The 22,991-nt window shown below is 48.1% G+C and carries 19 protein-coding genes; 9 read left to right on the forward strand and 10 right to left on the reverse strand.

The genetic code is table 11. The features are described from left to right. Positions 1 to 84: 84 nt before the first annotated feature. Complete coding sequence (locus CIK93_RS04580; protein ID WP_094389752.1) at positions 85 to 792, forward strand: peptidylprolyl isomerase; 708 nt, start codon at positions 85 to 87, stop codon at positions 790 to 792. Between the two features lie 524 nt (positions 793 to 1,316). Here the strand turns inward: CIK93_RS04580 and rhaD are convergent. Then, positions 1,317 to 2,126 carry a rhamnulose-1-phosphate aldolase gene (rhaD, locus tag CIK93_RS04590; protein WP_094389754.1) on the reverse strand — a complete coding sequence of 270 codons (810 nt, stop codon included), beginning with the start codon at positions 2,124 to 2,126 and terminating at the stop codon, positions 1,317 to 1,319. Positions 2,127 to 2,256: 130 nt separating this feature from the next. Here rhaD and CIK93_RS04595 point away from each other — a divergent pair, with 130 nt between their 5' ends. The 5 genes from CIK93_RS04595 (at position 2,257) to CIK93_RS13615 (ending at position 7,329) form a co-directional block, all read left to right on the forward strand. Beyond that, positions 2,257 to 3,543: a GTP-binding protein gene (locus tag CIK93_RS04595; protein WP_094446721.1), complete on the forward strand. Its 1,287-nt coding sequence runs from the start codon at positions 2,257 to 2,259 to the stop codon at positions 3,541 to 3,543. A gap of 265 nt (positions 3,544 to 3,808) precedes the next feature. Beyond that, positions 3,809 to 4,024 (forward strand): DUF4492 domain-containing protein, encoded by a 216-nt coding sequence (locus CIK93_RS04600; protein ID WP_094389756.1) that lies wholly within the window; start codon positions 3,809 to 3,811, stop codon positions 4,022 to 4,024. A 78-nt stretch (positions 4,025 to 4,102) separates the two neighbouring features. Then, positions 4,103 to 5,665, forward strand: a complete 1,563-nt coding sequence (locus CIK93_RS04605; RefSeq protein ID WP_094446722.1) for a cytochrome ubiquinol oxidase subunit I — start codon at positions 4,103 to 4,105, stop codon at positions 5,663 to 5,665. Positions 5,666 to 5,712: 47 nt separating this feature from the next. Further along, positions 5,713 to 6,816 (forward strand): cytochrome d ubiquinol oxidase subunit II, encoded by a 1,104-nt coding sequence (locus CIK93_RS04610; protein ID WP_094446723.1) that lies wholly within the window; start codon positions 5,713 to 5,715, stop codon positions 6,814 to 6,816. Between the two features lie 363 nt (positions 6,817 to 7,179). Then, positions 7,180 to 7,329 carry a hypothetical protein gene (locus tag CIK93_RS13615; protein WP_158215472.1) on the forward strand — a complete coding sequence of 50 codons (150 nt, stop codon included), beginning with the start codon at positions 7,180 to 7,182 and terminating at the stop codon, positions 7,327 to 7,329. Here the strand turns inward: CIK93_RS13615 and CIK93_RS04615 are convergent. The 9 genes from CIK93_RS04615 to CIK93_RS04655 form a co-directional block, all read right to left on the reverse strand. After that, entirely contained in the window at positions 7,288 to 7,935 is a 648-nt protein-coding gene (locus tag CIK93_RS04615; protein ID WP_094446724.1) for a response regulator transcription factor, read from the reverse strand. The genes CIK93_RS13615 and CIK93_RS04615 overlap by 42 nt on opposite strands. An 11-nt stretch (positions 7,936 to 7,946) precedes the next feature. Next, a complete protein-coding gene (locus tag CIK93_RS04620; protein WP_094440282.1) occupies positions 7,947 to 8,900 on the reverse strand; it encodes a CDP-alcohol phosphatidyltransferase family protein in 954 nt (317 codons plus the stop codon). A 27-nt stretch (positions 8,901 to 8,927) separates the two neighbouring features. Then, positions 8,928 to 9,653 (reverse strand): sugar phosphate nucleotidyltransferase, encoded by a 726-nt coding sequence (locus tag CIK93_RS04625; RefSeq protein WP_094440283.1) that lies wholly within the window; start codon positions 9,651 to 9,653, stop codon positions 8,928 to 8,930. Between the two features lie 80 nt (positions 9,654 to 9,733). After that, positions 9,734 to 10,489, reverse strand: coding sequence for a head GIN domain-containing protein (locus CIK93_RS04630; RefSeq protein ID WP_094440284.1), 756 nt, complete (start codon positions 10,487 to 10,489; stop codon positions 9,734 to 9,736). Positions 10,490 to 10,765: 276 nt separating this feature from the next. Next, positions 10,766 to 13,375, reverse strand: coding sequence for a DUF5686 family protein (locus CIK93_RS04635; RefSeq protein WP_094389763.1), 2,610 nt, complete (start codon positions 13,373 to 13,375; stop codon positions 10,766 to 10,768). After that, complete coding sequence (locus CIK93_RS04640) at positions 13,359 to 14,687, reverse strand: inositol-3-phosphate synthase (RefSeq protein WP_094389764.1); 1,329 nt, start codon at positions 14,685 to 14,687, stop codon at positions 13,359 to 13,361. Before CIK93_RS04640 ends, CIK93_RS04635 begins: the two co-directional genes overlap by 17 nt. A 12-nt stretch (positions 14,688 to 14,699) precedes the next feature. Then, positions 14,700 to 15,416, reverse strand: a complete 717-nt coding sequence (locus CIK93_RS04645) for an HAD family hydrolase (RefSeq protein ID WP_254046277.1) — start codon at positions 15,414 to 15,416, stop codon at positions 14,700 to 14,702. Continuing rightward, entirely contained in the window at positions 15,391 to 16,248 is an 858-nt protein-coding gene (locus CIK93_RS04650; RefSeq protein ID WP_094436670.1) for a hypothetical protein, read from the reverse strand. Before CIK93_RS04650 ends, CIK93_RS04645 begins: the two co-directional genes overlap by 26 nt. Positions 16,249 to 16,584: 336 nt before the next feature. Further along, on the reverse strand, positions 16,585 to 17,847 hold the full coding sequence (locus CIK93_RS04655) for a HAMP domain-containing sensor histidine kinase (RefSeq protein WP_094389766.1): 1,263 nt from the start codon (positions 17,845 to 17,847) through the stop codon (positions 16,585 to 16,587). Positions 17,848 to 17,974: 127 nt separating this feature from the next. On the opposite strand from CIK93_RS04655, the gene CIK93_RS04660 reads away from it, so the two are divergent. Genes CIK93_RS04660 through serB form a run of 3 tightly spaced genes read left to right on the forward strand, consistent with a single transcriptional unit; the run spans position 17,975 to position 22,960 of the window. After that, positions 17,975 to 19,516, forward strand: coding sequence for a class I SAM-dependent RNA methyltransferase (locus tag CIK93_RS04660; protein ID WP_094446725.1), 1,542 nt, complete (start codon positions 17,975 to 17,977; stop codon positions 19,514 to 19,516). Beyond that, on the forward strand, positions 19,503 to 21,731 hold the full coding sequence (locus tag CIK93_RS04665; protein WP_371327167.1) for a DPP IV N-terminal domain-containing protein: 2,229 nt from the start codon (positions 19,503 to 19,505) through the stop codon (positions 21,729 to 21,731). Before CIK93_RS04660 ends, CIK93_RS04665 begins: the two co-directional genes overlap by 14 nt. Beyond that, positions 21,728 to 22,960 carry a phosphoserine phosphatase SerB gene (gene serB, locus CIK93_RS04670; protein ID WP_094389768.1) on the forward strand — a complete coding sequence of 411 codons (1,233 nt, stop codon included), beginning with the start codon at positions 21,728 to 21,730 and terminating at the stop codon, positions 22,958 to 22,960. Before CIK93_RS04665 ends, serB begins: the two co-directional genes overlap by 4 nt. The last annotated feature ends 31 nt before the right edge of the window (positions 22,961 to 22,991 follow it).

The following is a 22,991-nucleotide window of genomic DNA, read 5'->3' on the forward strand; positions in this document are numbered from 1 at the left end:
TCGGAGGCAAACGAGATGTAAGAATAGAAACAACCGGCCGTTCCTTCCCTTGGTCATGGGGCAGTGGGGCGGTCTAAAACAAATATGAAGATGAATATGAAGAAAACACTGATGTGGATGATGCTGATGCTGACCGGCACCGCCACGCTATCGGCACAGACCGCTGCCGACACTACGCAACACGAGGTGGTGATGGAAACCACCATGGGTACCATTGTTCTGCGGCTTTACAACGACACCCCTTTACACCGCGACAATTTCTTGGATCGGGTGCGAACGGGCTATTATAATGGCTGCACGTTTCAGCGTGTCATTCGTAATTTCATGATTCAAGCCGGCAATCCGCAAGCCCGTCAAGTGTCTGCCGGCGATACAGTGCAGTATGATGTGGAGCGCCGTGTGCCTGCAGAAATCCGTTATCCGGCGCATTATCATCGTCGCGGACAACTCTGTGCCGCGCGCGAGGGAGATGATACCAATCCTGAGTTTGCCTCCTCGTCGCATGATTTCTACATCACGTGGGGTCGCAATTTCTCGCCTCGGCAGATGGAATACTATGCCGACCAACTTCGCCGTGAGGGCAGAGCTTATGTCATTCCCGATTCAGTGATGCAACAGAACTATATAAAATATGGTGGTGTGCCCCATCTGGATGGCGGTTATACTGTGTTTGGCGAGGTCATCGAAGGACTGGATGTGGTTGATCGCATCCAACAGACTCCTGTGGATCACGACCATGGTGACCGTCCGTTGGAGGATGTGGTTATTCTCCGGGCTACTATTCGCAAGTGATATGCTACGGTTGTGAATCTGCAATCCGGCGCAACATAGAGCCCAATGGGTTTTCTTAGCCCTGCTGATGTTACTGTTGCCCTTACAGGGCGTATAGGTAAAAGAGGCATAAAAACCCAGGGTGTTACCCTGGGCTATGGAAATATTGCCCCGTTCGGGGCGTTGGTTGCAGAACGTGTACATGGGTAATAATCACACACCATTCGTGATGTTTTTCATCTGCAACAATCCGACGTTGCAGAACGTGTACATGGGTAATAATCACACACCATTCGTGATGTTTTTCATCTGCAACAATCCGACGTTGCAAAACGTGTCGTGGGTAATAATCACACAACCACAACGGGCTGAAGGCCCAATGGTTTCCTTAGTCCTGGGTAACACCCTGTGGGTGTGTGGGGTTATTTTACCGAACGTCCTGAAAGGACAAAAGTAAAATGTTAGAAGACCTTTTCAATGAGTATATAACACAAATCCGCCCTCTTTCTGATGGAACGGGGGTGGACTTGTGTTTTTATTTATTGTTATTTCGGCAGATTGAATGCGCGACTCATCTCCTGCATTTGCTCCTGACTCATACCTTCGGGCATGAAACCCATGGCTCTTGCGTTGACATAAATCTTCGCACTCTTGGAGAGAACGTCAATCTGGTCGAAGGCATCCATCACGTCGATACCTTTGGCAAAGACACCATGTTTCTCCCAAAGCACCACATCATAGTCTTCCAACTGATGGAGTGTGGCCTGAGCGAGCGTATTAGATCCCGGCAGTTCGTAAGGCACAATGCCCAGTCCGAGCGGACAGAAAGCCTTGGTTTCCGGTATCATCGACCAGAGCAGATTGGTGAGCACATCCTTGCCCAGCATCTCGCGGTTGTGGCTCATTGCCACCAGTTCGATGGGGTGGGTGTGTACCGTAGCACGGTAGTTGCTGCCTGTGGCAATGAGCTGTGCATGTACGGTGAGGTGGCTTGGCAGTTCGCTGGTAGGCATGACGGGCTCGTCGGCAATGATTACATACGATGCGCAGTCGTCGAGAATGCGTATGATGCTACCGTTTGCCATGGGCTTTCTTGCTAAATCGCGCATGCGCTTACCCGTACCTTTACAATAGAAATAGGTATTTTTAAGTTCAGGGAGAGTCACTCCAATGGGTATTGCATCGCTGATGGGAGGCATCTGCCTGATTTCGTCATCAACGAGTTCGGTGACATTGACGGTGATGTTTCCACCGTTGCGCTCTGCCCATCCGTTTTGCCAGAGGTATCCTGCCACTTCTGCAATCTTCTCAATTTCCTGTGTCAGTGCAGGACGTTGTTCCAATATACTTTTCATTTTGTTTGTAGATTTGTAGTTTGAATGGTGCAAAGGTAGTCATTTTTCTGATATTTAACGCTATTTGTTCATGATATTTCATATATTTTCAGTAATTTTGCGTCTCGAAGAAACCAAATACAAAACGACGATGAATAAGAAGGAATTACCTGTATTGCTGCTCACGGGTTATCTGGGCAGCGGAAAAACCACCTTGTTGAACCGCATCTTGACCAATAAGAAAGGCATCAAGTTTGCTGTTGTGGTCAACGATATTGGTGAGGTGAACATCGACGCCAACCTCATTCAGCAGGGCGGTGTGGTCAATCAGAAGGACGACAGCCTTGTGGCTTTGCAGAATGGCTGCATCTGTTGTACGCTAAAGATGGATCTCGTGGAACAGTTGAAAGACATTGCTGCCATGCAGCGCTTCGACTATATCGTGATAGAGGCGAGTGGTATTTGCGAGCCTGCACCTATCGCACAGACCATCTGCTCCATCCCCACCTTGGGTCCGGAATATACGAAAGACGCGATACTGCGCCTTGACAGCATTGTTACCGTGGTCGATGCATTGCGTATGCGCGATGAGTTTGGCAGCGGTGAGGCGCTGACCAGCCAGAATATTGGTGAGGAAGACATTGAAAACCTGGTTATCCAGCAGATAGAATTCTGCAACACCATCCTGCTCAACAAGGCTTCTGAGGTGTCGGCAGAGGAGTTGGAGAAGATCAAGCAAATCATCCATGCACTGCAACCCAAGGCAGAGATTATCACATGCGACTATGGTGACGTGGATTTGGATAAACTGGTGAACACCCACGGTTTTGACTTTGATGCCGTAGCCACGTCGGCTGCGTGGATTGACGAAATAGAACATCACCATGACGATGATGATGACAACGAGGAAGAACATCACCACCACCATCATGACGATGATGATGACGACGAAGATGAACATCACCACCACCATCATGACGACGATGATGACAACGAGGAAGAACATCACCACCACCATCATCACCACCACCACGACCATAAAGGCGGCGAAGTGGAAGAGTATGGCATTGGCAGTTTTGTGTATTATGCCCGCAAACCTTTCGACATCAACTACTTCGATAATTTTGTTGCGCGGCAGTGGCCCAAGGGCGTTATCCGTTGCAAAGGCATCTGCTGGTTTGTCGATGAGCCCGACCGCTGTTATGTGTTTGAGCAGGCAGGCCGCCAGATGGGACTTCAGGGAGCCGGTCAATGGTATGCTACCATGCCCGAAGACGAGTTGCGCGACATGATGGCGATGAACGAAGACTTGCGTCGCGACTGGAATCCGATGTATGGCGACCGCATGCAGAAACTGGTGTTTATCGGTCAGCACATGGATCGCAAAGCCATTACCGATGCGCTCGATTTCTGCCTGAGCGACAAGGTGACGTGGTAATCGCACGTGATAAGACTTACAAGTCGGAGATCGGTTAGTGTGCCGCTCTCCGATTTTTTTTTGTTTACCCTCTTTTCATATAGGTCGCAAAATACCTGTTGCATGTAGTCGTGGCAATATCCTACAGCGTGTCGGTGGACGTCAATCAAATAGCTTATGAATAAAAAAACAGCCCAGTTTTTGTAGATTTCCCAGATTATTTCATATATTTGCAAAATAATTGCTCCAACAGAGTCATTGGCAATTAAAAATACTACTATCCTGCATGTCAGACAAGAATATTATATATAAGGTGTATCGATTCTATCGAGATGGATTTCGCAGCATGACCATAGGTCGCACGCTGTGGACCGTTATCATCATCAAACTCATTGTGATATTCGCCGTGTTGAAGTTGTTTTTCTTCCCCGATGTGGTGGGCAGACAAGCCAAAAACGGCGACCGCGCCACATTTGTGGCAGGCGAACTGACGCGCCGGTAGGTATCTGTGCTGACAATACAGCCTGACAGTGAAGCAAGCAAATAGAAAAATAATCAATAATAAAAAAAAATAAAGCTTATGAATCATCTTCTGACAATCGACCCCGCACTCATTGATTGGTCGCGTGCCCAGTTTGCTCTGACAGCCATTTACCACTGGTTGTTTGTGCCGCTAACATTGGGCTTGGCTGTAGTGATGGGCATTATGGAAACCATCTATTACCGTACGGGAAAACCATTTTGGCGCGAACTGTCGCAGTTTTGGCAGCGTTTGTTTGGTGTCAATTTTGCCATGGGCGTAGCCACAGGCATCATACTTGAGTTTGAGTTTGGCACCAACTGGAGCAATTATTCCTGGTTTGTAGGCGACATATTCGGCGCTCCACTTGCCATAGAGGGTATTGTAGCCTTCTTCATGGAGAGTACGTTTGTGGCAGTGATGTTCTTCGGATGGGACAAAGTGTCGCGCGGATTCCATCTTGCATCCACATGGCTTACCGGTATCGGTGCTACGATATCTGCATGGTGGATACTTGTGGCAAACTCATGGATGCAGTATCCTGTGGGTTGCGAGTTCAATCCCGATACTGTGCGCAACGAGATGACGAGTTTCATGGAGGTGGCACTGTCGCCGGTGGCTGTTGATAAATTCTTCCACACCGTCACTTCCACATGGATTGTGGGTGCTGTGTTTGTTTGTGCCGTGAGTTGCTGGTATCTGTTGCGTGGCAGAGAGAAGGAACTTGCACGTAAAAGCATCAAGGTGGCAAGCATCGTGGGACTGGTGGCTTCGCTGGCTGCCATACATACAGGCGATGGTTCTGCGGTAATGGTGGCAGAGAAACAACCCATGAAACTTGCTGCTATGGAGGCACTCTACGATGGTGGTGAGGGTGTCGGACTGACCGTGGTCGGTGCGCTCAATCCCTTTGCTCAACCCGATTATGCCCAGGGAGGCGAGATGCCTTTGCGCATAGCCGTGCCTTACGGACTCTCTATCCTTGCCACTCATTCCACCGACGGATATGTGCCTGGAGTGAACGATCTGCTCAACGGCTATACGCGCAAGGACGGTACGCGCGAACTGTCGGCTGAGGAGAAGATGGAGCGTGGTCGCAATGCCATTGCCACGCTTGCCGAATACCGCAAAGTGAAAGCTGCCAATGCCAACGACAGCCGTTTGCCACAACTCGCAGAACAGTTGAAGGCCGACATGCCATACTTTGGTTATGGTTACATCAAAGACCGTGCAGAACTCGTGCCCTATATCCCCATCAACTTCTACGCCTTCCGCGTCATGGTAGGAGTGGGCAGTCTGCTGTTGCTGTTCTTCATCGTTATAGGTTTTGTGGCATGGCGAAAAGACATCACCAGGAGTGGCAGATGGCTCTGGATAACGGCTGTTGCGATGCTACCACTGGTTTATATTGCCAGCGAAGCAGGTTGGATAGTGGCAGAACTGGGTCGTCAGCCATGGGCTATACAGGATATGTTGCCCACGGTAGCCGCAGTTTCCGACCTGAAGGCAGGTAGCGTTTCGCTGACCTTCTTCATCTTCCTCGTGCTGTTTACCGTTCTGCTGATAGCAGAAGTCAGCATCATGTGTCGTGTCATCAAGAACTATAAGTCGGCACAAGAATAGAGATTACATCCAATATTCAATTTCCAACACTAAAAAAGAACACTGTTATGACTTATACATTTCTTCAACAATACTGGTGGTTTGTGGTGTCGCTGCTTGGCGCATTGCTCGTATTTCTGCTCTTTGTGCAGGGTGCCAATTCGCTGGTCTATAGTCTGGGGCGTACCGAAGAGGGACAGCGCAAAGTGATGGAGTCCACTGGCCGGAAGTGGGAAATCACGTTTACCACACTCGTAACCTTCGGTGGTGCATTCTTCGCCTCCTTCCCATTATTCTACAGTACAAGTTTCGGCGGAGCTTACTGGCTGTGGATGATTATTCTCTTCTCGTTTGTGTTGCAGGCTGTGAGCTATGAGTTTCAGCACTGCAAAGGCAATCTGCTCGGCAAGCGCACCTATCAGTGGTTTCTTGTGATCAACGGCATAGTGGGTCCGTTGCTGTTGGGTGGGGCTGTTGCCACCTTCTTCAATGGGTCAAACTTCATTGTCGAGAAAGCATCGCTCACCGATCTTGGCGCACCGGTCATCAGTCGGTGGGCCAACGCTTCGGCAGGTCTTGACGCACTGCTCGACCCTTGGAACCTTGCATTGGGCTTTGCCGTGATGTTCTTGGCGCGTATTTTGGGCATCCTGTATATCATGAACAATGTTGATGACGAGGATATCCGTTCGCGCGGTTCAGTAAGACTGGTGGGATGTACGATACCATTCCTGGTGTTTTTCCTTGCTTTCTTTGTGCGCACGCTACTGAAGGATGGCTTTGCCGTTGACCCTGCCACGGGTGCTGTGTTTATGGAACCGATGAAATATCTGCACAACTATCTCCAGTTGTGGCCGCTCGCAGTGCTCACGGTGATTGGTGTTGTGCTGTTGCTCTACGGCGTGGGGCGCACCATTTTCAGTGCCACCTATGTCAAAGGAATATGGCCTGCCGGTATTGGCGTGGTGCTTGTGGTGTTGTCGCTGCTGTTGGTGGCAGGGTGGGGCAATACAGCCTACTATCCGTCGAATGCCGATTTGCAGTGCTCACTGACCATTGCCAACAGTTGCAGCAGCGAGTTTACGCTTCGCACCATGTTTTATGTTTCGCTCCTCGTGCCTTTTGTTTTCTGCTATATAGCCTACGTTTGGCGCGTGATGGACAGAAAATAGCGACGTTGCCGATAGGCTTTGCAAACATGCTAATATATCCGTGGCTTTGCTGCGGATATATTTTTTTAGGTGTTTGCCTATTGCTTGGCTCACTCGGCAATGGTCTGTTGATGTGGTTCAGATATTCCCTTGCTCGGCAATTTCAATGAATTTGCTGAGCAAAACAAATTGAATTGCTGAGCAAAACAAATTGAATTGCTGAGTAAAACAAATTGAATTGCTGAGCAAAACAAATTGATTTGCCTTTAGAAGTATGTGCTATAGGAATGTAAGGTGTTGCTTGTTAGGTTGTTAAGCGACGCTTGCACGACCTGTGGCAGCACCACTTTCAACATCGGTCGAAACCCTATACGGCAAAAATGCATGCCACAGACTATTGCTGCCGATGGACTGCAAGAGTTAAGTCAGCTGGTGACAGACCAACTGTCAGGCGCATGTAGCTCAAGGGCGGATGAGATATGCGGCGAATACTCAGATGTAATACTCGGCAGAATCGACGAGGCCGGCACGTAGCGCATACTTAGTAGCCTCGTGTGCATTGTTGACACCCAACTTGCGGAAGATGTTTTTGCGATGGGTGTTGACGGTATGGAAACTGGAGAAACGGCGCTCGGCAATCTCTTTCGTGGTAAGACCGAGCGCAATATCCTTGAGGATCTCGGTCTCTGTGGGCGTCAGGCGAATGTCTTCCTCTTGCTTCTCCTGACTTGGCGCCAATAGCATTTCTGCCATACGCTGGCAGATGTAGCGCTGATGGCGACAGGCGGCAGACAGACATTCGCGCACTTCTTGCAAGGGAGATTCCTTGAGCAAAATGCTGAAACGGGGACTCAGCGCCAGCAAACGGCGTACAAAATCGCCGGAAAGGTCGGTGCTGAACATCACCCATTGCACATCGGGAAAACGAAGATGCAGAATGTCGAGCTCGTCAACATCATTGACGTCAAACAGCGTATAGTCCATCACAACCACCGCTTCACTATCGCTTTTCAATAATTCAATAAGTCCGCATTTGTCTTCAACACTATCCGTTGACCACTGGTCGGCCTGACTGCAAACATACAGAATGCCCGCACGGGTGATGTCTTGATTGTCGGCAAGGATGATGTGACAGTTCATGGGGCAAGAAACTATTGGAAGGAAGCAAGTCGCTTGGTCATCTGTTCGGACAGACGCTCATGGCTGCGGCGCATGTGTGCATACATCACGGTATAGACCGTAATCTCCAAAATAGGATAAACGTAGGGCACACCCAGCAGACACGACAGATAGACAATGATGGCACGGCTGTTGAAAGTCAGCAGATTGGTGTATTTCATCAGCGGAAGAGAACCTCGGCGGAACTCGTCGCGCAACGATTGCGGAATAGTGGCAGGATTGGAATAACGCTGGCGCAGCTGCTCATAGAATGCCTGAAACTTAGGAGTGCGGTCTTCTTGTGATTTGCAGTAGCCGGCATAGTTGGAATAGAATAGGCGGGCAAACCAACGCTCTTTGGGCATCGACTCGGCTATCTTACGCTGTTCGGCAGAGTTGTCGAGCTCGCTGCCTTCCTTGCCTAACAGGAAGAAAAGATGAATCTGACGATAGTAATCGGCTAAGGAACTCTGACGGGAGTGGCAGCCGAAACCTGCCCAAGCGGCAATGGCAAAGGCTATGAAGTAGGCAGAATAGCCTATTTCGTCATAAAACATATTACCTGTGCGAAGGAAGATGGCTACGTAGATGAAGAGAAACCATACATCGCCGGATAGTCCATCGAGCACACGGCCTACAAGGGTTTTCTTGCCAGTAAGGCGCGCCATCTGTCCGTCGGTAGAGTCGCAGAAGTTAGCAAACATCAGGAGAATGACTCCTGCAATGTTGTGATAGAGGTCGGGGAAATAGAACATCACTCCGGCAGCAGCACCAAGGAAGAAGGAAATGATGGTGATGACGTTGGGATGCACACCGAAACGGTTCCAGAAAAGCGCAAACGCCAAACCGATAGGACGTGTGAAATGCACATCAAGCCACTCTTCGGTATCGTCTGACTTGAAGGATGCACGAAGCAGTTCGCTGAAGGTTTTATGTTCGTTTGTCATAATCGTATTGTGAATGAGAAATATCTGTTATTGACCGGCGAGGAAGGCTTCTGCCTTCTTGATATCATCGGCATGGTCGATGTCGAGTACTTTGGAGAATGCCCAAGCCGTCAGCTGACGACCGTCGGTCAGCAGGGCACGCTGGAAATTGCGCATGCGGCTTTCGCCACGTTCCATGCAGCCATTAAGTGTTTCGATGGCTGACGAGGTGAGACCATATATGCCGCCGGAGATGTAACGGGGATGCTCTTGATGGTCGAGAAAATTGAGAATACGGAGCGTATCGTCGGTTTCGACATAGAGTGGCTTTTCGTCATCGATGTAGTCGGTGACGCCCATCACGCCATCGATATGTCCGTCGGCAATCTGTTGACGGAAGGCTTTCACGTAGTTGCTGAATTCTTCTTCGCGGAAAATGGTATCGACGGTGGTCAATACAAAAGGACTGTCGGAGAGATAGGGGCTGATGACATGGAAACTGTGCATCGAACTGGGAGTGCTCTGAACGCAGAAGCGCAGAGGAATGGGGCGTCCTTTCAGTCCGTCGCCCTGCAGTTCTACCAAGTGTTGAGCTACCAAAGTGGTGAGATCGTTGCAGATGACAACGATTTCTTCTGCATCATTATCCATGAAAACACGTATCAGACGGTCTATCAGATACTCGCCGCCTACCTTGACCAACGGTTTGGGAGAGTCAATTCCCTCGGCTGCCAATCGGCTGCCTTCGCCGGCCGCAATTATTGCATATTTCATCTTATATATAAATAATGTGTAACTTTGCAAGCGCAAAATTACACATTATTCGTGAAAAACGAGCAATATACTGTCGTTTTTTATCTTAATACCAGTTTGTTGGTATATACATCGCCTGAACCTTTGACGTCGTGGCGCTCCCTTTGGGCTGTTCCTTCAATGTTGATATCGCCCGAACCGATGACCTGACTCTCGATGGTTCCGCAGTCAACGGCTTTCAACTCGATATCGCCCGAACCTTTCAAATCCATGTGTGTGGCGATGACTTGGTGCTGCGTGATGTCGATGTCGCCCGAACCGATAAGGGAAAGATTGGTGTTGCGTGCCGTAACATTGGGGAGATCGATGTCGCCACTTCCGGAAAGAACCACTTTCAGATTGTCGCAGATGAGGCTCTGAAGGTCGATATCGCCGCTACCACGCAGATCAATCATCATATTGTCGGTATCGATATGGCCGTTGCATTTGAAATCGCCCGAACCTTTCAAGAAGATGCCGACAAGGTCGGGAGAGCTGACGGTAACGGTTACATCGTCGCTATTGCCGACGTTGAAAAAGGTGTTGGGGGTCTTGATCATAATCTTCAACCGCTTGTCAGAAACGGAGGTCTCTACATTCTTAAGGAGCGACTGCGGGGCTTTTACTGATACATGATACGTATTGGCTTGTTGATAAACAACATTGACCGAGCCGTAAATCTCAATGGCTTCGAAGTCTTTCACTTCGTTGCGAATGGTGGTAACCTGCTGCGATTGCGAGTCGGCGGTAATCTTCATTTCCTTGCATGATGTCATGGTGACGATGGCAGTCAGCATTAAAAACATGATTTTTTTCATAGTCTAATATTTTTTGTTTTTGTGATGTTTCTGACCTTTTGACGATACATAGCGTGGAAAAGTTGCAGGCAACCGATTTTTTTTTCGCAAGTAATGTGATTTTATGGAATGGGTCAGACAGCAAGGGTATGATAATCATATAGGGCGGAAATGATAAATAGAAATGGATTTTCCATCAAAGGAATAGGTGCAGAATGACAATCAGGGCTGGATTTCCAATCGTAGGAATCCAGCCCTGATAGGTGGTGTATGCAGAAAATGTACTGTCGATAGCGGTTAGAAAGTCATGCGCACCATGAAACGGATGCCGTGCTTGTGGGCACTCGGCAGGTCGTTGTAGTTGAGGCGGCGCACATATTCCACATGCATGATCTTGAAGATATTGTGAATACCCAATGCCAATTCCCAGTAGGGACGATGGGGATCCATGATATGCGAACCTGTGGGGAATGCCATCACGATAGGACTGTCGGTCTGCATGTTGGGGTTGTTCTTGTCGGAGAGTTCTCCCCACAGCATCTTCACGCCGATATATTCACGCCATTTCAACTTTTTGAGCAATGGGATGCGGTTGAAGATTTTACCGTTGAGGTCCCAACTGATATCGGCAGAAACATAGCGGTCGTTGAGAAACTCCATGTTGTTGATCAGGTTGAACGTGTTGTCCTGAATGATGTATGAGAGGTTGGTCTCAGGCATGCAGAGCAGCAGGAACGGCACTTTCTCCCATTGTATTCCACCCTTGAGATAGCAGTCAATCTTTCCCCAGCTGTTCATCCAGAAGCGTTTGTAAATGCCTGCTTCGGTATAGTTGTAGCTGTAGTCACCGCCCAATACATTCTTCAGACCCAGGGTGTGGCTGACAGAGAACACCGGTGCATCAAGATTGATCTTCAAACGGCGTTGTTTGGTATTGATATAGGTGGCGCCGGGGCAATACTCCAGAGCGGCACGTATTTCTGTTGTGCGAATATGGTGAGATGGCTGAACTGCTGTTGTCGGATAGGGTGAAATGATGTTATCTTCACCGTTGCCAGCAATATTTTTCCATGCCGTGTATTCGTTCATAGGAGTGAAACGCAGATTACCGCAGGCTTCGTTGTCTTCGGTCTTGATGCTGAAAGTAGTCTTGAAACCGAAGTCTTCCTCACGTTCGAAGGTGATCTGCTGTCGGTTGTAGAACATCATAGCATCTACTTTGCTCCACTTGAATGCAGTAAACACGTTGTCCTTGTCGGTATGCATGAACTTGTCTGAGGGCGACATCACATCGTAGGTAGAGGTGAAACTCAGCGTGCGTTTAGGGAACTCACGTGGGAGATACTCCTTCTTGTTGAACGAGTAAGTCACTTCGCCTTTATAGTAGTTCTTGTGTGACTTCATGCCGTGGGCATAGTAGCCGGAGAAGAACCAATGCTTGTTGAGATTGGCTGTGGTCTGGGCAGAAGCACGCAGTCGCATACCGTCAACAAAGTTGTTGGATATCATGGTGTTGATAGGTCCGATATCAACTTTCGACGGATTGCCGGTCTCTACAAAGTTTTCGATGAGTGCCTTTGCACCGAAGATGATATACTTGAAGCCCTTGATGTTCTGCAGTCCTTTGATGAAGGCATCCATGGAATTCTCGCCTTTGGTTAGTTCCACCTGACGGTATTGAGCCCAGAAAGCATCACCACGCATCATGGCATCGGCCTCGCGCACATCTTTCTTTTTGCCTTTGAAGAGTTGTTTGGGCAACTCATCAAAAGCATAGTCTGTGAGGCGTGTGTTACGTATGACAATGATTTTATGGAGGAAACTTGCAATCTTCATCTCCACAATCATGTCATCAACAGAGAGTACCCATTCGCCATTGGGCAACTGGGTAAATTCCTGATCGACACGAAGGTTTTCTACGAAATTGACGTCGCTACGCCGCGGAATGGTCAGTTGGCAACGTTTCACCTGATAGGACGAGTCCTTCAAAATGTAGATGTCGCCACGGAATCCGAAGTCCTGCTGGTTGTTGGGAAGAAACTGCAGATGGATGCAACTGTCGCGATCTACCTTGACGGTGTCCTCTATATAAAATCGGTAGAAGCCGATGGCTCCTTTGCCAATAGGTGAGGTGAAGGGATATTGTAACAGTCGGATCTGGTCGTCGTAGATATTTACATCGGTGAACACATCTTTCAGCATCGTCGTGATGATATCGCCAGTTTGGAAAAGATCGCCTATTCCTGTAGAACTCTGTCCGATGATGATGTTCTTTTCATCGTGTGGCCTGCGGCGATAAAGTCGTTTGGTGACGGTCTCATCTACCGATAGGGGCAATATCAACTTGTTGTTATAGGGGCAGTTCTCTACCTGGTCGGTCAGCCATTTCTTGTTCTTGAACTTAGGGTTCTGGAGCATTTCCGGCGTTATTTCGTTGGCCGCCATGGTGAGCTTCTGATACTTATTGTATTGGTAGAAGTCGTTGTTGGCGAGGTCGGTCATCTTCTTGTGTTCGATGACCTTGCGCATCAGTTCTACTGCCGGATTGTTTTTGCGGCTGTAGCGTTGGCGCTTGGCACGGACGGTGACTCCCTTTAGCATCTTTGTATCGGGCTTCAGACGGATGTCGAGCCGCATGGGGGTGCGGTCAGTAATCTGAATCGTCTGTGAAATATAGCCTACGGCACTAAAGGTCAAGGCCCAGCCAACCCTCTTCTGAATGGTGTAGCGGCCCTCGATGCTTGATACAACAGCTTCTTTATGGGTTTTATAAACGACGCTCGCCATGGGTATGCTGTCTTTGGTCTGAGCGTCGATGACGTATCCTGAAAGCAATCCTTGTGCCTGCGTGGGCAGGCACAAGGACATTACTAATATTATAAAATAGAGTTTAATCGATTTCTTCATCGGCTTCATAACCACCCATTTCGCGGATAGCATTCTTCAACATGGTGTATTGCTGGTAGAGGTTGTTGACAGCCTCTTCGCCCTGAGTGTAGTCGTGCATAGGTGCTTTGAGGAAGAAACTCAGGAAGCGCTGGATGCCAAAGCGTCCTGCACGTGCAGCCAGATCACTCAACAGAGTGAGGTCGAGCAACAGTGGAGCGGCGAGGATAGAGTCGCGGCAGAGGAAGTTGATCTTGATCTGCATGGGGTATCCCATCCATCCAAAGATGTCGATGTTGTCCCATCCTTCCTTGTTGTCGTTGCGGGGAGGATAGTAGTTGATACGTACTTTGTGGTAGTATTGAGTATCCTCATCGTTGCCGTGGCCGTAGAGGTCGGGCTGTACGTCTGGCTTCAGAATGGTCTCAAGAGTAGAGAGCTTGCTGACTTCCTTGGTGTGGAAGTTTGCGGGTTCGTCGAGCACGAGACCGTCGCGGTTGCCGAGGATGTTGGTAGAGAACCATCCGTTCAGACCGAGGCAACGTGTGCCGATGATAGGAGCGAAGCCTGACTTAACAAGTGTCTGACCTGTTTTGAAGTCTTTACCTGCGATAGGCATCTTGGTCTTTTCGGCGAGTTCCCACATGGCGGGAATATCTACGGTGGTGTTTGGAGCGCCCATGATGAAGGGTGCACCTTCGGTGAGGGCTGCGTAAGCATAGCACATAGATGGTGCGATGTGCTCGCGGTCGTCGGCCTTCATAGCTTCTTCGAGTGCTGCGAGTGTGCCGTGGATTTTCTCGTCAACGGGTACGTAGATTTCGGTAGAGGCAGCCCAGATAACAACGATGCGTGCGCAGCCGTTCTTTGCTTTGAAGTCGCGGATGTCCTGACGCAGGGCTTCAACCATTTCCCAACGTGTTTTGCAGTCTTTCACGTTGTCGCCATCCAGACGCTTAGCGTAGTTTTTGTCGAAAGCGGCCTTCATAGGAACAATCTTTTCCAGTTCGTCGCGTACGGGCTCGATATCTTTCTCTTTCAGAACTTCTGCGTACATGGCAGCCTGATAGGCATTCTGGGGGTAAACATCCCATGTGCCGAACACGATGTCGTTCAGATCGGCGAGGGGAACGATATCCTTGTAGTGCAGATACTTCTTGTCTGTGCCACGGCCGATACGAATTTTGTCATACTGCGTCATGGAGCCGACAGGTTTGGTCAGTCCCTTGCGAGTCATGAGTACACCAGTCATGAATGTAGTGGCAACGGCGCCGCAGCCAACTACCATAATTCCCAATTTGCCTTCAGCAGGCTTAACATTAGTTTGTTTCATTACACTTAGTTTTTAATATATGTATTTTATATTATTGTTGTCTAACAGTTCTGTGAGGTTGTCGATAGCGAGATTGGCCTGTGATTCATCTACTGGGTCATCAGTCCATTGTTCGCCTCGTATCCATACGGTATTGCATCCTGCACGATGTGCGGGGATGATGTCTTTGTCGATGCTGTCGCCCACTACGGTTACTTCGTCGGCTTTCATGCCGAGGGCTTCTACTCCGAGTTGGAAGATGCGTGGGTCCGGTTTGCGTACGCCGACCACCGCCGACTCTATGATATGGTCGAAGATGCCATCGAATCCGAATTCGCGGAGTACGGTTGAGATGTTGCCGTAGAAGTTGCTCACCAGTACCATGGGCACTCGCTCTTTGAGTTGCAGGAGTACTGCACGACTTTCTGCGGTGTGTCTGCACACCTCGGTATAAAGCAGGTCGAGTACTTGGTCGTGGTAGTTCAGACAGTCGAGATATTCCATCTCGATGTGCAGCTTAGAGTCGAGGGTTTGACGGAATGTGTAGTCTGGCTGTATGATAGGATTCTTGGCCAATGTCCGCTCGCCGTGCACGTATGCATCGCGAAAGCGGGCTTCGGTCACGGGTACGCCTGCCTGTTGGTAGGTGTGCCACAGTACTTTTCCCCAATGGCAGCCTCCGGTGTCGAGTGTTCCGCCATAGTCGAAAATATAGCCTTTCGTCTTAAGCATGTTTGTCAGTTCTGTCATTTCCTTTTTTTATTGTTTGCAGTCCTGCCTTCTGAACGATGTGCTCTGCAATGGCTTGGGCTGCTTCGGTCCGGCATCTTGAGAAACTGGGCCAGTCGTTGAAGTCTATCAATACGGGGGTTCCGTCTGGCTGTATGATGCAGTCACCTCCGTAGATGCCTGTCTGCAGTAGTGTTGCGGCTTGGTTGGCCATCTGCTGCAATTGTTTTTTGTCAAACGGATAGTGGGCGGGCTTGCCGTTGCGCTGTTCGTCGCCGAATTTGCTTTGCCCATCATCGCCTGGATAGTAGTAGCAGAAAAAGTCTGTATCGGTGACACCGTAAAACTTCACAAGGTCTCCGGTGATGTGTGCCCGTATGTCAATTTCCGTTATCCCCTTGGCTTTCATCTCATTTGCCGTGGTCATGGCGCTTTCGTAGTCTGGGCGGAACAGTACATCCGCTGATGTCTGTGCCGAAGCATCGCCTCGTTTGACCCAATAACCGTTGTTGCCTTTATGCGGTGCAACATTTATTCCGGCGCTTTCCAGCATCTTCATTTGTTGGTAGCGCTGACAGCAGGTGATAATGCCTTCCGGACTGTTGATGACGATGGCGCCTTGCTGTTGCTTTCTTTTAAGCTCTTGCAGCACCGTTTCGTCGCGTCCCATGGTCACATACACCTCTGCTTGAGGAAGCGGTTTTTCTTTCTCGTCTTCCGAATATGTTGCTATACGAAGCCCTTTGTCGAGCAATCTGCAACCGACTTCATGTAATATGGCCGTGTCCTTCTCTACGCTGTTGGGCGAATACCGATGGGCCCGGCTTATCATGACTATTTGACTGTCGTACATATTTTATATTACGCATTAAAAAGCATACAAAGATACTCCTTATTATTCAAATATAGAAAACTTTTGAACATTTTTTTGTTTTCTACGTAAAGTTTTGCCTTTTTTATTTATTTTCTTACAAAATAATGGCGATTATTGCCGTTTGTTGGCAAATAAACGGGGACTGGCTGCAAAAAGGACGTGATGATGGATTTCGGAGTCTTGTTGCGTAGGGAAATACGATTTTGAAATCGGTTTGAAAATGTTCCGAAGCTATTCAGAAACCATCCCGGAGGCATCCCGACGGCATCCCGAAGGGTGGCGGTAAGCATGTCAAGGCGATATGATGTCTCCAATTTACTCTTTTCTCTCGTTGAAAAAATCAATCCAGAATATGGAACCTTTGCCCATGACCGATTCTACTCCAACCTTGGCTTTCAGGCTTTTTGCCAAATTGCGGCAGATGCTTAGGCCAATTCCCGTGCCTGGAACAAATTCGTTGACCTTCACGAAGCGTTCGAAAAGAAGGTCGTTGCATTTATCAGCAGGAATGCCGATGCCTGTGTCTCTTACCCAAATGCTGATGCGATCGGTTTTCTTTGTGTAGCCCAAACGGATTTCTCCAGTCTCGGTAAACTTGACTGCGTTGCTGACATATTGATTGATAATTTCCTTTAGGCGGTCGTGGTCGGTTTGTAATAGGTGGTTGTTTGTATTATCAACAACAATTGTTAATCCTTTTTCTTTGCATGGTGTGGTGTATTTGTCGGCAATCTCACGCAAGACTTCCAGTATGCTGACGTCTGTATTTTCTATAGTTTGGTAGCTTCCTGCTTCCAGTTTGGAGACGTTCATCATGTCATCGAATAGGCGTAGCAGATGTGCATTATTCTGCTTGATGAGGTCTATCAGATTCTGGCGCTCCTCATCGCTCTGTGCCAAAGGTAGAATATCGCTAAATCCGACAATGGCGTGGAGAGGTGTGCGTACTTCGTGAGTGATGTTGGCAAGGAATGCTGATTTCAGTCTGTCGCTCTCTTCGGCGTGGTTGCGAGCTTCGAGTAGTTCTTGTTCCACCTGCTTGGTGGTGTCTATGCATGTGGTTGCTCCTACTATGGTTAGTGGGCGCCCGTTCAGATCCCGCTTCTCAATGGTGGCAAACATGGCAGCCCAATACTTTTTTCCTGCTGCATTAGTCATTTGGTATTCCTGATAGGTTTCTTCCTCGCGTCCTGCCGCAAGGTTGAGAAAGGCGTTGCGAACTGCTTGCACTTGTTCGGTGGCGATGTGTTTGAAAATCTTTTCTACAGGAGTTCCCTTTTGCGGTATGAAAAGGTCTTTACCTTCACGATAGTCGCTCTCTACGTTGATGGTCATCGAAGGTACGTCAACTCGCCAAGTGGAGAGCTTCATTGCTTTAAGCACCAAGTCGTATTCAATGTTGCCAACTTCGTCGGACATGGCCTCTACTTGAGTCTTTAATCGTTTGACTCTGCGTGTCAGCACAAACCAAGAAATTGCCAAAAAAATAATAAGTGGAATGCTTATAATCCATGCAAGAACATCGGCTGTCAGCCATGAACGGATAGATAGAAATATGGTGTCTGTTAGGTTTGTCATATTGGAATTGGCAATATTGCGATGGGCAAAATTACATAAAAGATTTAGAATAATGAAAAAAAACGGGAATTATTTTGCAATTTGCGGCATTTCAGTTAACTTTGCACCATATTTATAAATACACATAATGACACAAGAATTTGAACTGATCGCCAAGACCTTTATGGGATTGGAACCCGTCTTGGCGAAGGAATTGACGCAACTGGGCGCAAACGAAGTGCAAATAGGACGCCGCATGGTGTCCTTTATGGGCGATAAAGAAATGATGTATCGTGCCAATTTTCAGTTGCATACTGCTATCCGTATTCTTAAACCCATTAAGCATTTCAAGGCTCTGTCGGCTGATGATGTCTATCGGGAGGTGCAAAAAATCGATTGGTCAGAGTACATCGGCTTAGACAAAACGTTTGCCGTTGACTCTGTGGTGTTCTCGGAAGAGTTCCGCCATTCTAAGTTTGTGGCCTATAAAGTGAAGGATGCCATTGTTGACCAATTTCGCGAAAAGACAGGAAAACGCCCCAATATCTCGGTGGCAAATCCTGATATCCGTCTGAATATCCATATCGCAGAAGACAAATGTACGCTGTCGCTCGATTCAAGTGGTGAATCGCTCCATCGTCGCGGCTATCGTCAGGAGTCGGTAGAAGCTCCGCTCAATGAGGTGTTGGCTGCCGGTATGATTCTCATGACAGGATGGCAAGGCGAAACCGACTTCATCGATCCTATGTGTGGAAGCGGTACTTTGCTCGTTGAGGCAGCACTCATTGCCCACAATATGGCTCCAGGACTATTCCGTAAGGAGTATGCTTTTGAAAAATGGCCCGATTTCGATAGCGATCTGTTCGACCGCATCTATAATGACGATTCCAGCGAAAGAGAATTTACTCACCATATCTATGGCTATGACGTTGATATCAAGGCAGTCAATACAGCGCGCCTTAATGTGCGTGCTGCTGGGCTTCTCAACGATATTACCGTAGAGGAGGCTGATTTCAAAAACTTCACACAACCGAAGGAGAAAAGCATTATTGTTACCAATCCGCCATACGGAGAACGCATCTCTACCCCTGACCTGCTTGGCACTTACAAGATGATTGGCGAACGCCTGAAACATCAATTCCTCAACAACGACGCTTGGATACTCAGCTATCGTGAGGAGTGCTTCGATCAGATCGGTCTTAAGCCAAGTATCAAGATTCCCGTTTACAATGGCAGCTTGGAATGTGAGTTCCGCAAATATCAGATATTCGACGGAAAGATGAAAGACTTCCGTGCAGAAGGCGGTACCGTCAAAACCGACGAAGAGAAACGTCAGATGGCTGAGAAACGCCGCTTCAAGCAGAATCGTGAATTCAAAAAACGACTTGACGAGAAAGAAGAAAACGAAGAGGCAGACATACGCACATTCCGATTCCGCTCTTTAGAGAAACGCGAATTTAAAGGCGACCGCCGTGATGACCGCTTCCAGAAACGTGGCGGACGCAACGACCGCTATTCACGTGACGATTGTGGTGATGACCGTTATTCGCGCGATGACCGCAAACCCTATCGCAAGAGCGAGAACCGTGGGGGGCATGAGCGCTTTGACCGAAGTGGAGGTAAAAAGCAACGCGGCGGTGGACGTGGCTTTGACCGTAACAAAAGAAGATTCGAAGATGACAATGATTAAATATTGTAGTAAGGCGTTGATGGTCTGCATGACTATGTTGATGACTGTATCTCCAATGAACGCACAGAAGAATTTTACACTTGAGGACCTTAATTTCGGTGGTACAAACTATCGGAATATGGTGCCGGAGAACCGGTGGACTGCATGGTGGGGAGACCAACTTGTTCGCCTCGATGTGGATGCTTGTTATCTGGTAGATAAAGCTAACGGTAAAGAAACCCGTCTCTTTGATGTCAGCCAGATTAACCAATGGATTGCACCAACAAAGGATATTAAGGTTCGTACGCTATATAATGCAGAATTTCCATTTGCAAACAAGAGCGTTGTGGTGATTAGCCAAGGTAGCAAAACCTATATGGTCGATTTCAAAAAACATGCCTTGGTCAGCTCTTTCGAGTTGAAAGACGGTGAAAATCTGTTGGAAACCAATGCTCAACAGACAGCCTATGCTTTCTTGAAAGACAACAACCTGTTTGTCTGCAACCATAAGCAACAGACTGTGCAACTCTCAACTGACGGCAGTAGAGAAGTGGTTTATGGACAGACTGTGCATCGTGATGAGTTCGGCATCAGTAAAGGAACATTCTGGAGTCCCGATGGAAACAAACTGGCCTTTTATAGAATGGACCAGTCGATGGTGACCGATTATCCACAAGTGGATATCCCGGAAATCGGTTTCGACCCAGAAGAAAAACGTTCCTGCATCGCCACACTGGCTCCCGACAAATATCCTATGGCTGGCGAGACTTCACATCAGGTGACTGTAGGTGTGTATGACCTTACTACAGGAAAGACTATTTATCTCAAGGCTGGCGATCCCACAGACCGCTATTTCACCAATGTGGCATGGAGTCCAGACAGCAAAACGGTTTATATGTTTGAATTGAACCGCAAGCAGAACGACTGTCGCCTGGTCGCTTATAGTGCAGAAACAGGCAATAAAACTGCTGAACTCTATCGAGAAACCGACGAGAAGTATGTGGAACCTCTACATCCCATCGTCTTCTTGCCATGGGATGCTAACTCATTTATCATGCAGAGTCGTCAGGATGGATATAATCACCTGTACCTTTGTTCACTTGGCAAGCACGGTAGCAGAATGGCCGGCAATACCGAATCACTCGAAGTCAGTCAACTGACCGCTGGCAAGTGGGAGGTCCTGGAAATGATTGGTTTTAATGCCAAACAGAAGACCATCATCATTGCCAGCAACGAAAAGAGTCCTATCCAACAGAATATCTATGCGGTAAGTGTAAAGACCGGCAAACGAACATTATTAGGAAATGGCGAGGGTTGGCATAATGCCAAACTCAGCGGAAGCGGCAACTATATCCTCGATAACTATTCTACACCGACCGTTCCACGTCGTATAGAAATCGTGCAAACCACTAAGGCAATGGCCGTTTCTTATTTCCAGGCAAAAGATCCTTGGATGGGATATTCTATTCCGCAGTTCAGTTGTGGTACCATTAAAGCAGCAGATGGCGTTACCGATCTCTATTACCGTATGGTGAAACCTGCGGATTTTGATCCTAACAAGAAATATCCTACTGTAGTATATGTCTATGGTGGACCTCATGCACACAACGTCGATGCACGTTGGCATTATAGTAGCCGTGGATGGGAAAGCTATATGGCAGGCAAAGGATACATCACCTTTATCCTCGATAACCGCGGAAGTGAACATCGTGGCAAGGATTTCGAACAGGCTACATTCCATCAACTGGGACAGGAAGAAATGAAAGATCAGATGAAGGGAGTGGAATTCCTAAAGACACTATCTTATGTGGATGCAGACCGAATCGGTGTACACGGATGGAGTTTTGGTGGATTTATGACCATTTCGTTGATGACCAATTATCCCGATGTCTTCAAAGTTGGTGTGGCTGGTGGCCCTGTTATCGACTGGCATTGGTACGAAGTGATGTATGGCGAACGCTATATGGGAACTCCACAAAGCAATCCGGAAGGTTACAAAAAAACATCATTGCTCTATCAGGCTAAGAATCTCAAAGGAAAACTGCAAATCATACAGGGACTTAATGATGTGACAGTAGTGCCACAACATTGCCTCACTTTCCTTAAAGCATGTATCGCAGCAGGAACCCAGCCCGACTTCTTTGTATATCCGGGCGAACCACACAATATGCGGGGACATCAGAGCGTGCATCTGCATGAACGTATTACACAGTATTTTGAAGATTATCTGAAATGAACCAAGAAGAACAGATACTTGTGCGCATCACAGGTCAGGACCGCCCTGGATTGACGGCCTCAGTCATGGGAATCCTTGCTCGGTATGATGCGCAGATTCTCGATATCGGTCAGGCCGATATCCACTCAACACTTTCGTTGGGAATACTCATGCGCTTGAAGGAAGCACATTCCGGACAAGTCATGAAAGAACTTTTGTTTAAAGCCACAGAACTGGGAGTCAACATCGGATTCTCGCCTATTACTGATGATGAATATGAAGACTGGGTGGGACATCAAGGCAAAAACCGTTATATCCTAACAGTTATGGGACGCCAGTTGGATGCACGGCAGATAGAGGCAGCATCGCTGATTATCACCGAGCAGGGGCTTAATATCGACAGCATCCTCAGACTGACAGGTAGAAAGAGCATCAAGAATCCAACAAACCATGTGCGAGCTTGTATCGAATTCTCTCTCCGTGGCGAACCCAACAACCGCAAGGAGATGCAAAGCAAACTCATGCAGGTGTCGAAAGATATGGAAATTGATTTCTCGTTCCAACGCGACGATATGTTCCGCAGAATGCGACGGCTCATCTGTTTTGATATGGACTCGACACTTATACAAACTGAATGTATCGACGAACTGGCAGATCGGGCAGGAGTAGGTGCAGAGGTGCGCGCCATTACCGAGAGTGCTATGCGTGGTGAAATAGACTTCAAAGAGAGCTTCACCAGACGCGTTGCATTGTTGAAGGGATTGGATGTCAGCGTGATGAAGGATATTGCTGAACATCTCCCAATAACAGAAGGTGTGGACCGACTGATGACTATCCTCAAGCGTTACGGGTATAAGATTGCCATCCTCAGCGGAGGATTTACCTATTTTGGCGAATATCTCCAACGTCGATATGGTATTGACTATGTCTATGCTAACGAACTGGAGATTGACGATAACGGCAAGTTGACTGGACGTTATGTTGGGGATATAGTTGACGGACACCGGAAAGCGGAACTCCTCAAACTCATCGCTCAGGTAGAGAAAGTCAATCTTGCACAGACCATTGCCGTAGGTGATGGAGCCAACGACTTGCCCATGATATCAGAAGCAGGACTGGGTATCGCATTCCATGCCAAACCGCGCGTGGTTGCCAATGCCAAGCAAAGCATCAATACCATTGGACTTGACGGCGTGCTTTATTTCCTTGGATTTAAAGATTCCTACCTTGGCGAGCAAGGCAAGTTATAAAATAACCATTCCATTAATATAATAAGGTGTA

This window comes from Prevotella sp. P3-92, assembly GCF_002251205.1.
Classification (GTDB): Bacteria; Bacteroidota; Bacteroidia; order Bacteroidales; family Bacteroidaceae; genus Prevotella.